Origin of the sequence: Chryseobacterium sp. 2TAF14, assembly GCF_052115105.1 — a bacterium.
In the GTDB taxonomy this organism is placed as follows: domain Bacteria; phylum Bacteroidota; class Bacteroidia; order Flavobacteriales; family Weeksellaceae; genus Chryseobacterium.
In genome coordinates this window covers 1-10,058 of the sequence record NZ_JBFRGA010000090.1, presented here as the reverse complement: position 1 = coordinate 10,058, position 10,058 = coordinate 1, and the positions used below count along the sequence as shown (strand labels likewise).

Annotated in this window: 11 protein-coding genes and 2 tRNA genes; 10 read left to right on the top strand and 3 right to left on the bottom strand. The window is 34.8% G+C overall.

Annotation, left to right across the window (positions count from 1 at the left end):
- The 6 genes from AB4Y90_RS10870 to AB4Y90_RS10845 all read left to right on the top strand — a co-directional run.
- Positions 1-338: DUF6646 family protein (locus tag AB4Y90_RS10870; RefSeq protein ID WP_441557563.1), on the top strand; the 338-nt coding region annotated here is incomplete at its 5' end.
- 105 nt (positions 339-443) lie between these two features.
- Entirely contained in the window at positions 444-1,790 is a 1,347-nt protein-coding gene (rseP, locus tag AB4Y90_RS10865) for an RIP metalloprotease RseP (RefSeq protein ID WP_441557562.1), read from the top strand.
- An 80-nt stretch (positions 1,791-1,870) separates the two neighbouring features.
- Positions 1,871-1,944: transfer RNA gene (locus tag AB4Y90_RS10860), tRNA-Asn, on the top strand.
- A gap of 32 nt (positions 1,945-1,976) precedes the next feature.
- A complete protein-coding gene (locus AB4Y90_RS10855; RefSeq protein WP_441557561.1) occupies positions 1,977-2,363 on the top strand; it encodes a GIY-YIG nuclease family protein in 387 nt (128 codons plus the stop codon).
- A gap of 141 nt (positions 2,364-2,504) precedes the next feature.
- A tRNA-Asn gene (locus tag AB4Y90_RS10850) sits at positions 2,505-2,578 on the top strand.
- A 224-nt stretch (positions 2,579-2,802) separates the two neighbouring features.
- Positions 2,803-5,328 carry a DUF5686 family protein gene (locus AB4Y90_RS10845; RefSeq protein WP_441557559.1) on the top strand — a complete coding sequence of 842 codons (2,526 nt, stop codon included), beginning with the start codon at positions 2,803-2,805 and terminating at the stop codon, positions 5,326-5,328.
- Between the two features lie 424 nt (positions 5,329-5,752).
- Here the strand turns inward: AB4Y90_RS10845 and AB4Y90_RS10840 are convergent, their stop codons facing one another.
- The 3 genes from AB4Y90_RS10840 to rplU all read right to left on the bottom strand — a co-directional run bounded on the left by AB4Y90_RS10840 (position 5,753) and on the right by rplU (position 6,767).
- A complete protein-coding gene (locus tag AB4Y90_RS10840) occupies positions 5,753-5,917 on the bottom strand; it encodes a bacteriocin-like protein (RefSeq protein ID WP_441557558.1) in 165 nt (54 codons plus the stop codon).
- Between the two features lie 186 nt (positions 5,918-6,103).
- Complete coding sequence (gene rpmA, locus AB4Y90_RS10835) at positions 6,104-6,361, bottom strand: 50S ribosomal protein L27 (protein WP_027383144.1); 258 nt, start codon at positions 6,359-6,361, stop codon at positions 6,104-6,106.
- Between the two features lie 28 nt (positions 6,362-6,389).
- Complete coding sequence (gene rplU / locus AB4Y90_RS10830) at positions 6,390-6,767, bottom strand: 50S ribosomal protein L21 (RefSeq protein ID WP_441557556.1); 378 nt, start codon at positions 6,765-6,767, stop codon at positions 6,390-6,392.
- 146 nt (positions 6,768-6,913) lie between these two features.
- Between rplU and AB4Y90_RS10825 the strand changes: the two genes are divergently transcribed.
- The 4 genes from AB4Y90_RS10825 to AB4Y90_RS10810 all read left to right on the top strand — a co-directional run.
- A complete protein-coding gene (locus tag AB4Y90_RS10825; RefSeq protein ID WP_441557554.1) occupies positions 6,914-8,005 on the top strand; it encodes an acyltransferase family protein in 1,092 nt (363 codons plus the stop codon).
- Positions 8,006-8,243: 238 nt separating this feature from the next.
- Complete coding sequence (locus tag AB4Y90_RS10820; RefSeq protein WP_034677600.1) at positions 8,244-8,825, top strand: tRNA-(ms[2]io[6]A)-hydroxylase; 582 nt, start codon at positions 8,244-8,246, stop codon at positions 8,823-8,825.
- Between the two features lie 4 nt (positions 8,826-8,829).
- Positions 8,830-9,447 carry a DUF502 domain-containing protein gene (locus AB4Y90_RS10815; RefSeq protein ID WP_441557565.1) on the top strand — a complete coding sequence of 206 codons (618 nt, stop codon included), beginning with the start codon at positions 8,830-8,832 and terminating at the stop codon, positions 9,445-9,447.
- A 226-nt stretch (positions 9,448-9,673) separates the two neighbouring features.
- Positions 9,674-10,058 (top strand): beta-eliminating lyase-related protein (locus AB4Y90_RS10810; protein WP_441557551.1); only part of this gene is annotated, 385 nt, incomplete at its 3' end.

Genomic DNA, 10,058 nt, shown 5'->3' with positions numbered 1-10,058 from the left:
ATGCATGGGGTTACGGAACGGGAATTACCGCGACTTACGACTATGGTTTAAACCAGCTAATCTCTGTAGGAGCCGGAGCAAATGCATATTTTGACGGGTACAAAGACAACAATAAAGACAACAGGGTTTTTATATTCGGAAGGGTTAATTTCCATTTAAAGGAAGCGTTAGAATTGCCTGAGAATTTAGACATTTATCCGGGAGTTGATTTGGGCGTTCTGGGAAGAGACTTCGGAATTGGAGCTCACATCGGCGCAAGGTATTTCTTCACAGAAAAAGTGGGTGTTTTTGCTGAAGTGGGAAATAACGGAAGTTTGGGAGTTTCTTTCAATTTTTAAAAACTGGACACAATATATGACAAAGCTTCTCATTTAGAGGAGCTTTTTTGTTTGGCATCGTTTTGATAATTGTTACCTTTGCAAATTAAAATCTAAAAACAATTAATGGAATTAGCAATTAAGATCTTTCAATTTATATTAAGCATCTCTATCTTAGTAATTCTTCACGAGCTTGGGCATTTCTTGCCTGCAAAGTATTTTAAAACCAAAGTAGAAAAGTTTTACCTTTTCTTTGATCCTTATTTTTCTTTAGTTAAAAAGAAAATCGGCGAAACTGAATACGGTATCGGATGGCTTCCTTTCGGAGGTTATGTGAAAATTGCCGGAATGGTTGACGAAAGTATGGATACTGAGCAACTGAAGCAGCCTGCCCAGCCTTGGGAATTCAGAGCAAAACCAGCTTGGCAGAGATTGATCATTATGTTGGGTGGGGTTACGGTAAATTTCTTCCTGGCTTGGATTATTTACGGATGTCTTTCATTCTTCAATGGTGAAACTTCTTTTGATACAGCGAAAGTTGATGCTCCGATGAATTATACAAACGTAGCCAAAGGAATGGGCTTCAAGGATGGAGATAAAATCTTAAAAGTAGACGGTAAAACCCAGAATAACCTTGATAAATTGGCTTTAGATGTTCTATTGAGCGACGAAATCACTGTTTTGAGAAACGGAAAAGAAGTTACTTTTCCAACGAATGACGATGGTAAAGCAATGGCTTTCAGAGATGAGAATCCCAGAGCATTTCTTACGCCGAGATTTCCTGCAGTGATCGATTCTATCTACAATCCTAAAACGCTACAAGCTGGTTTGAAAGTCGGTGACCAAGTTGTTGCTGTAGACGGAAAGAAAATTTCATATTATGATGAATTTCAGGAAACGGTAAGAAATAGCCCAGGAAAAGATCTTAAAGTAGATGTAATAAGAAATGGAACAATTCAGCCGCTTGTTTTATCAGTTTCTAAAGAAGGAACTTTAGGATTGGCCTCTTATAAGCAATTGACAAAATTCTATGAAACAAAACATTTTTCTTTTGGCGAATCTATCGGAAGAGGTTTCACGAGAAGTATTGAAAGTTTAACGTATCAGGTTAAGCAATTTAAATTGATTTTCAACTCAAAAGTTCAAGGGTATAAAAAAGTTGGAGGTCCTTTAGCGATCATTAAAAATATGCCGGTTGACAAAGCAAAAGACGGAAGTGTATCGATTGACTGGACGTTATTCTGGAGTTTTACAGCAATGTTCTCTGTTTGGTTGGCGTTCTTAAACTTAATTCCGATTCCTGGTTTGGATGGCGGTCACGTTATTTTTACTTTGTATGAAATGATTGTCGGAAAACCTGTTCCGCAAAAGATATTGGAGAATGCGCAGATGGTTGGTGTTATCTTCCTGTTAGGCTTGATGTTACTGATTTTTGGAGCAGACATATTTAAAATAATTACGAATAAATTTTAAAATTATTTAAAAAAATAAATAAAAAATTTGCGTGGTATAAATATCCGTCCTATATTTGCACCACTTAAAAATAAGGACATTCCTCCTTAGCTCAGTTGGTTAGAGCATCTGACTGTTAATCAGAGGGTCGCTGGTTCGAGCCCAGCAGGAGGAGCAAACCGTAGTCATTTAGATTACGGTTTTTTTATGTATTATATTTATATTTTGTTTTCAGAATCAGCAGATAAATACTATGTCGGATATTCGCAATTTCCGAACGAAAGACTTTTGAAACATAATCAGCAGGAAAACTTTAATACATTCACCCGAAAATTCCGTCCGTGGAAAATGGTTGCTCTTTTTGAGGTTTCAGATGATAAAACATTAGCTATAAAGATTGAACAATACATTAAAAATCAAAAATCTAGAAAACTTTTAGAAAAACTTTGTGATGAAAGTCATCAACTGTCTGGAATTTTAGCTCAGTTGATTAGAGTCCGAAACTTCGGGATTAATCAGAGGGTCTTCCGCAGTTGCGGAACCAGCAGGAGGAGCAAAAAGATTTACAGAAATGTAGGTCTTTTTTGTTTCTAATACTTTCTATTCTGAAATAAAAATCTGAAATTTAAATTCCTGAAAAATAATCTGATAGCAGGTTTCCGCTAATTTTGATAAAAAATATTTGCTTGATATTGTTTTTCATATTATCTTTGCACCACCTTAAAAGAGGAACATTCCTCCTTAGCTCAGTTGGTTAGAGCATCTGACTGTTAATCAGAGGGTCGCTGGTTCGAGCCCAGCAGGAGGAGCAAACCGTAGTCATTTAGATTACGGTTTTTTTATTCTCATAATATTTGGGTTTAATTTTTTATCAAATATTTAATTCCGGGCTTTTTCTGACCGCAATATTCATAGCTTTTTTTCGTTACATTTGCAGTTTTGCAGGCAAGTACATCTGTCTTTAAAAAACTTTTAAATTTTAATAATAAACAGCATGGTTTTTGTTTGGCCTAATTGCTTGAAGATATGAATGATGTCAACTAATAAAATTAAATACAGTTTCCTATATATATTCCTTCTTATCACCAGTCTTTTTCATGCCCAAAATGCGACAGGCGGAAAGATTGTAGATGCTAAAACCAATAAGGAAATTACCGCAGTTGAGGTCTTCATTAATGACAGCAATACACCGGTTCTTACAACCACTTCAGGGAGGTTTAGTGTGCAGTCTGACAGTATTATTTACAAGCTTAAGTTCCAGAAAAAAAACTATGCTTTAGAAACTGTAGAAATTACTCCCGACAACAGTAATGATCTTATTATTAAGCTGTCTTCCGAAAAAGTAAGCAGCATCGAGGAAGTTGTTATCCACAACGAGAAATCAAAATTTAAAAATAAAAAAGAAAATCCGGCCTACCGTATTATGCAGGAAGTCTGGAAGCGTAAGAGAAATAACGGTCTCGATAAATTCGATTCTTACACGTACAAAGAGTACGAGAAGATTCAGTTTGATGCCAATAATCTCGATAGTACGTTTATGAACAGAAAGATCTTTAATAAGCTAGATTTTATCTTTGATTATGCAGATTCTACTGCAAGAGGAAAAATGGCGCTGCCTATTTTCTTAAACGAATCTATTTACAATCACTTTGGGGTAAATAAGCCGAATAAAAAGACAAAAAAGCTCCTGGTTGCCCAGAAAACTTCCGGTTTTCAGGATAATCAGGTGATTACGATCACGGCTAAAAATCTTTATCGTGATATCAATATTTACGATAATACTTTAAATTATTTTGATATAGGATTTCCGAGCCCAGTAGGAACGGATGGTTTTAGCACCTATGATTATAATTTGACAGACACTGTTTCTATTCGGGGTGAACAGGCTTATAAAATACGTTATCAGCCGAGAAGAACTGAGGTTTTAGCTTTCCAGGGATACCTTTACATCGACACCGATTCTTATGCGGTTTTAGAGGCAACTTTAAAATCAACAAATAAAATCAATGTCAATTTCATTAATTCCATTTCTACAGAATTAGAATATGATAATCCGGATGATGAAACTTTTTTGCCTAAAAAATACGTCACAGAGATAGAAATGACTCCTTTTTCTAAAAAGAAAACGGCAAAAAGCGTTATTGCCAAAAGGTCTGTAGACTATTCTGAATATGAATTTAATAAACCTTTAGCCGATAGTGTTTTCACAAGAAAAAAAGAAGAGTATGACGATCGGTTCGTAGATAAAGACGATGCTTTTTGGGTGAATGCAAGACCAGACTCCTTGTCTAAGGAAGAAAAAGGGGTGTACGAAATGCTTGACCGACTGCAGCATACGCCAAAATTCAACAGGATTATTAAAATTACAGAAACACTTGCTTCAAGATATTATAATATTACAAAAGGTATCGATTTAGGGCCGATAACTTCAATTTACGGAAAGAATGAAGTGGAAGGTGACAGAATAAGATTGGGAGCAAGAACCTATTTTACGCAAAATGATCCGTGGAGAATTGAATTTTACAATGCGTATGGTTTTAAAGATCAGCAGTTCAAATACGGAGTAGAAGGACGTTATATGTTTAACAGGGTCAATCGTTTTATGATCGGAGCAGGAACGAAAAGAGACATCACACAACTTGGGGTACAGTTAACAACAGAAGACGGAATTTTATCACGATCATTTGCTTCGTCGACTGTATTTGCAAGAGGAGAGAATGCTTCTTTGAGCTCGGTAAACCAAACAAGTGTTTTTACTTCTATTGAACCTTGGAAAAATTTTCAGGTAAGAGTTGACGGAACGTTGCAAAGCATTAAATCTGCCAATCCTTCGGGTTTTAACCTGATGTATTTCAGAAATGGCGATTTAAGAAAAACAACGAATGATTCGCACGTTACCATCAGTTTGATTGCAAGACCGGGTGCTACTTTTTCTCAGACCGGGGTTGACCGATATGAGCATGGAACTTTGGCGCCGACCATTGTTTTGAAATATACGAGAGGTATTGAAGGTCTGTTTAATGCGGATTTTAATTATAATAAATTACAGTTTATGTTTTACAAACCGATTCTTTTAGGAAGTTGGGGGAAAACATTATTTAGTTTTGAAGCCGGAAAAAACTTTGATACTGTTCCTTTGGCGCTACAGAATATTATTCCGGGAAACCAGTCTTACGGAATTGTTCCGAACACTTTTGCCCAGCTCAATTATTATGAATTTGTTGCAGATACCTATTCAACACTTCATATAGAGCATCATTTTAACGGTAAAATACTTTCTTATATTCCTTTGATAAAGAAACTCAAGTTAAGAGAAGTTGCCTTCATCAGAGGAGCTTACGGATCGTTGAGTGACGCATCAAAAAACATCAATGTAGACAATTTGAAATATTCTGCGCCGGATCAGCAGATTTATTACGAGTACGGTTTTGGAATTGAAAATATTGGTTTCGGAAACATCAGAATTTTCCGTGTAGACTTCAACTGGAGAGGAAATTATTTAGACCGACCAGATGTTTCTAAATTTGGAATTAAAGCTGGCTTTCAGTTTGGGTTTTAAGATTGATTCTCAACAATGTATTTCTTTAATGAACCAGCGGAACCTTTGATGTCGTTTACATATTACGATATTGCATTCTTTATTTTAGTCTTAGCAATCAATATTTATATATTCAGAAATAAAAAAGACATTAAGATAAATCGCTTTGCGAAAATATCAATATTTTTACTTTTCTTTATATTGATTCCTTATATATCAAACACAATTGAAACCAAAAACATTTATAAAAAATTTACAATAGTTGATGGTTTTAACCTTTGGTATCTAATATTTAAATATCCCGTTTGGTGGTCAATAGGAATTTTAGAAATCTTATTTTTATCCAAATTACAGGAAAAACAATCTATAAAAAATTTATAAAGCACAAAAAATCCTCAACATTTTTGTTGAGGATTTCATTTTTTATATTACAACCCAAGCTCTATTAGCATGGATTCTCATCTAAAATCCAATTTTGACATATTTGTTGTTGTCTTGGCGTCCATGTAGCCCATTCTGCACATGTAGTTGCAGGAGGGGGGCAAAGAACACCTACACCACCATCAATAGTTTTAAGTTGTTTTTTTGTTAATTTTTTCAAATTTTTCATAGAATTTTGTTTTAATTTGTTGCCTACTCTATATGCTTTTCGGCGATCGCAATTGTATCACATTGTGACAAATATATAAAAATTCTATAAGTGGAGAGATATTTTTGTTAATTTTAACAGTTCAATATCAAACAAAAAATCCCCAACAAAAATGTTGAGGATTTTATTTTTATAAACGCTTATTAATTATGCGTTTGGCTCTACAGATACGAAAGATCTGTTATTTGCTTTCTTTCTGAAAACCACTTTACCGTCTACCAAAGCAAACAAAGTGTGATCTTTACCGATACCAACGTTTTCACCTGGGTGGTGTTGTGTACCTCTTTGTCTGATGATGATGTTTCCGGCAATAGCGTCTTGTCCTCCGAAAATTTTCACTCCTAATCTTTTAGAGTGAGATTCTCTACCGTTCTTGGAACTACCAACTCCTTTCTTGTGTGCCATTTTATTTTAAGGTTTTTTGGTTAAACAATTATTCTGCGCTTTCAGCGTCAGCTTTTTTAGTTGTTTTTTTAGCAGGCTTCTCTGCTTTTTTTCCGTCAAATCCTGTAATACCAGTGATTTTGATCTGAGTTAAAGATTGTCTGTGACCGTTTTTAACTTCGTAACCCTTTCTTCTTTTCTTTTTGAAAACGATTACTTTATCAGCTTTTACGTGGTCTAGGATCTCTGCCTCTACAGTGATACCGCTTACAGCTGGGGCGCCTACAGTGATTGCTCCGTTTACAGTAAGTAAGATTTTATCGAAAGATACTTTTCCTCCTTTATCTCCTTTCAAACGGTTCACAAACAACTTCTGGTCTTGCTCAACTTTGTATTGAAGCCCTGCTATTTCTACAATTGCAAACATTGTCTATAAATTTTTAGTTAATTCGAGGTGCAAATGTAGTGATTATTTATTTAGTAACAATATGATTTTGAGAAATTTTCAAATTTTTATATGATTACTACTCAATCACGTTTTATTTGTACTTTTGGAAAATATTCCACATTTAGATGAACAGAGATCTCTACATTGATTTTGCGAAAGGTTTAGCCACGCTTTCCATTATATTCATTCACACCGCATTTTGGTCGGGGCAGTTTTATATCATCCCGGAAATCCGTGTGTTTTCTTTGGTTTTTGATGTTGCGCTTTTTTATGCATTAAGCGGAATCACTTCCGGAAATAATATCGAAAAGACATTTTACCGTTTACTGAAGCTTCAGATTACATACATGATTTTTGTGACGCTTCTTTTCTTTTTAGATTATTTTTTTAAAATTTTCGGGCTCACCTTTTTTTCGCTCGAATGGCTGCAAAATTTCTATTCAACATTTGGATCAAAATATGTAGCAACAAGCATTTCGACAGCGCCGCAATGGCAGAATTTAGGAAACTGGTATCTTCACGAATATACCCATGCAGATACTTTTCCTGTGGTGATGGGAAGTTTTTGGTATCTTAAGGTTTATTTTATTTTAACGGTTTTCGGAGTGTTGATCTTAAAATTTTTCCCGAAACACGTCAATTGGTTTATCGGGCTTTGCATTGCTTTAACTTTGCTATTTAATATTTTCCCGGAAATTTATCCGAGCGGGCAGGTTGGTTATGTCGCTTTTTATATGACGGTTTTCCTTGTAGGAAATAAAATGAGGGGCAAAAAAATCCCTGCGAAAATGATTCCTGTGCTTTACGCACTGGTTGCAGTAGCTTTGGTTGGGATGTTCTGGTATTTTGGAAACGACATTTTCTTTAAAATCAATAAGCAAAAATTTCCGCCACAAACACCATATATTATCTGGACTTTATTTTCACTGACGACTTTATTTGTTTTGTATAACAGATTGAAGATTACCAAAGAAAATTTTGTTACGCATATTGGTAAAAACGCGATTTTCTTTTATTTCGGTCAGGGAATCAGTTCGTCATTGATCTATTTTCTCGTAGTTCCTTTAAAAGAAAATATGCCTTGGTTGGTTTTGATGGTTCTGATTTATGTAATGAATGTTATTTTAGCCTTTATCATCGCAACAGGTTTAAAGAAATTTGATGCTTTCGGCTGGAAGATTCTTGAATTTTTAAGATTAAAAACAGCTTCGAAATAGTTTTTAAACTTTTAATTTAAAACATTAAGAACATTAAAGTTTTAAGTTTGATTAAGGAATATCTATAGATATTATTTAGCATCACGCTTAATTTTAGATATATCTAAACCTTAATATGCCTTAAACAATTAATTATCTTAATGGTTCCGTTGATTATTCAGTATCTCAACAATCGTGTTTTAAATAAATTCTCCATCTTATTGCAAATTATTTTAAATTTACAAAAATTTTTCAAGTCATGTTTAAGCTGAAGCTTCCCACTGATCCGAGATGGGCAAATATTGCAGAAGGAAATCTACAGGAAATTTTAACCGATCACGCGTGGTGCGARCAAAAAGCAGCGACCAACGCGATCGGTCTTATCACAATGCTTCCTGAATATCCGGAAATTGTGACCGAGCTTTTAGCCATTGCTCAGGAAGAGCTGGAGCATTTTAATCAGGTGCACCAGATTATTATCAAAAGAGGCTACACTTTCGGACGTACCAGAAAGGATGATTATGTGAATGAGCTGGTAAATTTTATCCAGAAAGGCGGAAACAGAGATACTTTAATTATTGATAAAATGCTTTTCGCTGCAATGATTGAAGCAAGAAGCTGTGAGAGATTCAAAGTTTTAACTGAAAATATTAAAGACGAAGAATTAAAAACCTTTTATAAAGAATTGATGATTTCTGAAGCCAATCATTACACTACTTTTATAGGTTTTGCAAGACAGCTTGGAGACGCAGAACAGGTAAATAAAAGATGGGAAGAATGGCTGGAATATGAAGCAAAAATCATTCAGTCTTACGGCAATAAAGAATCAATACACGGATAACCAGTTGAAAAAACCGACCTTTGAAAGCATGACCAATTTGTTCCTGAAAAACTTTTTTCAGGGATTGATTATTATTGGTCCTATCGGATTAACAATTTTCGTGATCTGGTCGGTCATTACTTCCATCGACAATATTATTCCGTCGGTTGCCAAAGAAATTCCGGGATTGGTTTTTGTGTCAACATTATTGTTAACTGCTTTACTGGGTTATTTGGGAAACAAATTCGTTGTCGGCAGATTCTTTGTCGATGCAGTAGATCGACTTTTAGAAAAAACACCGGGAATCAAGCATATTTATTCGCCTACGAAAGATGTAATGTCCTCATTTGTAGGAGACAAGAAAAAATTTAGCGATCCGGTTTGGGTGAAAACCAACGAAAATCCGGAAATCTGGAGAATAGGATTTCTTACTCAAAAAGAAATGGCAGATGTTGAAAAACATAATTATGTTGCGGTTTATCTTCCGCATTCTTATGCAATTTCGGGTTGGGTAATTGTAACTGAAGAAAAAAATATAAAACCTGTGGTCGGAATGTCTGCAGCTACAGCGATGAAATTTGCGGTAAGCGGTGGTGTTGCGGGTTTTCATTCAGATGAAAATATATTTAAAGCTCCTGAGTAAAATTCTTTTACTCACTTTAAACTATTTTGTTTAAAATTTCAACATGAGAAATTAAAAAAAAGGACTCTTAAGGATGATGCTTTATAAAACATCTTTGATGTTTTCTTAATCAATCTTAAATCCTAAAATTTTCTTAATGTTTAAAAAGATACAATCCAAAATACATCTGATGTTTTGAAATTATTTTCAAACAATTTTCTTTAATTAAATCTAAAAAAAATATCACATGGAATTACCATATGCAGAACCGTTTCGTATCAAAATGGTAGAAGAAATCCGTCAGTCTACAAGAGAAGAAAGAGAACAATGGCTGAAAGATGCAAAGTTCAATTTATTTAATCTAAAATCTTCGCAGGTTTACATCGATCTTTTAACAGATTCCGGAACCGGAGCGATGTCAGACAGACAATGGGGAGCTTTGATGACCGGAGACGAAAGTTACGCTGGTTCTCGTTCGTTCGAACAATTACACGACACTGTAAAAAGTATTACAGGTTTCAAATATTTATTGCCAACACACCAGGGAAGAGCGGCTGAAAATGTTTTGTTTTCGGTTTTGGTAAAAGACGGAGACGTCATTCCCGGAAACTCGCATTTTGATACTACAAAAG

Coding starts and splice junctions, on each gene's coding strand:
- rpmA (WP_027383144.1), bottom strand. CDS start 6,361: ATGGCACACAAGAAAGGAGTTGGTAGTTCCAAGAACGGTAGAGAATCT.
- AB4Y90_RS10845 (WP_441557559.1), top strand. CDS start 2,803: ATGTCAACTAATAAAATTAAATACAGTTTCCTATATATATTCCTTCTT.
- rseP (WP_441557562.1), top strand. CDS start 444: ATGGAATTAGCAATTAAGATCTTTCAATTTATATTAAGCATCTCTATC.
- rplU (WP_441557556.1), bottom strand. CDS start 6,767: ATGTTTGCAATTGTAGAAATAGCAGGGCTTCAATACAAAGTTGAGCAA.
- AB4Y90_RS10825 (WP_441557554.1), top strand. CDS start 6,914: ATGAACAGAGATCTCTACATTGATTTTGCGAAAGGTTTAGCCACGCTT.
- AB4Y90_RS10840 (WP_441557558.1), bottom strand. CDS start 5,917: ATGAAAAATTTGAAAAAATTAACAAAAAAACAACTTAAAACTATTGAT.
- AB4Y90_RS10855 (WP_441557561.1), top strand. CDS start 1,977: ATGTATTATATTTATATTTTGTTTTCAGAATCAGCAGATAAATACTAT.